Origin of the sequence: Methylacidimicrobium tartarophylax, from assembly GCF_902143375.2 — a bacterium.
GTDB lineage: Bacteria > Verrucomicrobiota > Verrucomicrobiia > Methylacidiphilales > Methylacidiphilaceae > Methylacidimicrobium > Methylacidimicrobium tartarophylax.
Genome location: NZ_CABFVA020000055.1, coordinates 1 through 2,418, shown reverse-complemented (window position 1 = coordinate 2,418; position 2,418 = coordinate 1). Strand labels below are relative to the sequence as shown.

The 2,418-nt window shown below is 66.5% G+C and carries 3 protein-coding genes; 2 read left to right on the top strand and 1 reads right to left on the bottom strand.

The genetic code is table 11. From position 1 onward, the window contains the following. Together hypD and hypE are read left to right on the top strand one after the other, a co-directional pair. Nucleotides 1-696 (top strand): hydrogenase formation protein HypD (gene hypD, locus MAMT_RS05115; RefSeq protein ID WP_142659929.1); only part of this gene is annotated, 696 nt, incomplete at its 5' end. Then, entirely contained in the window at nt 693-1,739 is a 1,047-nt protein-coding gene (gene hypE / locus MAMT_RS05110; RefSeq protein WP_142659928.1) for a hydrogenase expression/formation protein HypE, read from the top strand. The genes hypD and hypE, both read left to right, overlap by 4 nt. 117 nt (nt 1,740-1,856) lie before the next feature. Here the strand turns inward: hypE and MAMT_RS05105 are convergent. Beyond that, a partial coding sequence (locus MAMT_RS05105; protein WP_342799822.1) for a phosphate-starvation-inducible PsiE family protein occupies nt 1,857-2,418 on the bottom strand: 562 nt, incomplete at its 5' end.

The window sequence follows — 2,418 nt, the reverse complement described above, 5'->3', positions numbered from 1 at the left end:
CCCGCCAACGGGCTGGCGGTCGCGCACGCGGCGCGGGAGGGGTTGACGAACTTTTCTCTCCTCTCGGCCCATGTGCTGGTTCCGCCCGCGATGGAGGCTCTGCTGGCGGATCCCGAGTGCCGGATCGACGGCTTCCTGGCGGCGGGCCACGTCTGCACGGTGATGGGCTACGAGGAATATGAGCCGCTGGCCGCGCGTCACGGGCTTCCGATCGTGGTCACCGGTTTCGAGCCTCTGGATCTGCTTCAGGGGATCCTCCAACTGGTTGGACTTCTGGAAGAAGGAAGGGCGGCGGTCGAGAACGCCTACGGGCGGGTGGTTCGGCGGGAAGGGAACCCCCAGGCTCGGGCCCTTCTCGCGAAGATCTTCGAGAAGGTCGATCGGGAATGGAGGGGCATGGGAACGATTCCCGGGAGCGGGCTCGATCTGCGGCCCGAGTGGAGGGCGTTCGATGCGAGCCGGAAGTTTCTCCTCGACTCGGGGGAGAGCCGGGAAGAGAGCGGGTGTCAGGCCGGCCGGATCCTCAAAGGCGTTCTCAAGCCGCCCCAATGCCCCCTCTTCGGCAAGGAGTGCACTCCGAGCACGCCCCAAGGGGCTCCCATGGTCTCCTCCGAGGGCGCTTGCGCCGCCTACTTTCATTTCTGGGCGGGTGCGGTCGACGACGCGCCGGCGGAGCCCACCGCGGCCCATCCATGAACCCTCTCCCCACCGCGATGGCCTGTCCTCTGCCGAAGCTCGACTTCTCCGAAATCCAGCTGGGCCATGGGAGCGGCGGGATCCTGATGCAAAAGCTCCTCGAGCCCCTCTTCGGACTCTTTGCCAACCCGGCGCTCTCCGAGCGCCACGACGGGGCGGTGGTGAGCACCGGAGGGCGCATCGCGATCACGACCGACAGCTTCGTCGTGTCGCCGATCTTCTTCCCCGGCGGAGATATCGGACGGCTGGCGGTCCACGGGACGGTGAACGATCTGGCGATGTGCGGCGCCTATCCGCGCTATCTCGCACTCGGCCTGATCCTGGAGGAGGGGCTGCCCGTCCTCGACCTCTGGAAGGTGCTCTGCTCGGTCCGGGAGGCGGCCGATCGCTGCTCGGTGGCGATCGTGACCGGAGACACCAAGGTCGTCGAGCGGGGCAAGGGCGACCGGATCTTCCTCCATGCGACCGGGGTGGGGGATCTCCATCCGCAGGCCGCCGTCTCGGCCCGGCGGATCCGCCCGGGGGACCAGATCCTCCTCAATGGGCCCGTGGGCGCCCATGGCATCGCTATCCTCTCCGTTCGGGAAGGATTCGCCTTCGAATCGAGCATCGAAAGCGACACCGCCCCCCTCCATCAATCCGTGGTTCGCCTGCTCGACCGGTTCGGAACCCGGGTCCACTTTCTTCGGGATGCGACGCGAGGCGGATTGGCCACCGTGCTGGCGGAGGCCGCCCAGCAGGGATCCAAAGGGATCGAGGTCGACGAGGCGCGCATCCCCGTGGACGAAGAGGTCGGCTCGGCCTGCGAGATCCTCGGCTTAGACCCCCTCTACGTGGCGAACGAGGGCCGGTTCGTCGCCCTCGTGGCTCCGGAAATCGCGGAAGAGGCCCTCACCGAGCTTAGGCATAGCGGTTGGCCCAAGGCCGCGGCTATCGGCACAGTGGGCGAAGAGCATCCGGGCAAGGTGCTCCTCCGGAGTGCGATTGGCGGCAAGCGCCCGCTTCCTCTCCTCCCCGGAGAGCAGCTCCCCCGAATCTGCTAGCCGGCCTGTCTCCCAAGCGTTCTCCTGCGGCTTGCGCCATGGACCCGTCTGCTTCGTTGGGACTTGCATCCAGGCCTATCCGCCGCGCCTCGGGTACGAACTTGTGAGACAGGCAGGCTAAGCGGGTGGCGACTGGACCTCCTCCGGTTCCTTCGACAGGATCCCGGGGAGTCGCCGCTTCGGGAGTGCCCCGGGAGTCGGAGGGGACAAGAGGGCGATGGTCCGTCCCAGGACGAGGACGACGACCGCGACACTCCAGATCAGGACGTTGATGCCGGAGATCTTCTCATCGAAGAGCGAGAGCATCAACTCCCGCAGGACGAAGGCTGCCGCGGCTTCCAAGAGGACGTGAAGCCGGATCCGGTCGAACTGGAAGTATTCGACGAAGGCGCGCAACAGCTCGAGGAGCACGACGAGGGAAAGCGTTCTGCCGACCAGATCCCGAAAGCTCCATCCCTGGCCCGATCCGATCAGGGTGGGAGCGAGCTCCCAAAGGCTCCGGGCGATTTCGACCCCTAGGCCGAGGAGCAGGAGGAGAATGATGAGATTGAACGCTGCAGCGACCGCGATGCGAAAGAAGCGGAGAAGGGCTTTTTGCACGAATCCCTGTCCCCAGTCCCAGTGCGGCAAGGACGACTCGGGAGGCTTCATCGGGGTTGAGCCGCCGCACCGGCGGCCG

Coding starts and splice junctions, on each gene's coding strand:
- hypE (WP_142659928.1), top strand. CDS start 693: ATGAACCCTCTCCCCACCGCGATGGCCTGTCCTCTGCCGAAGCTCGAC.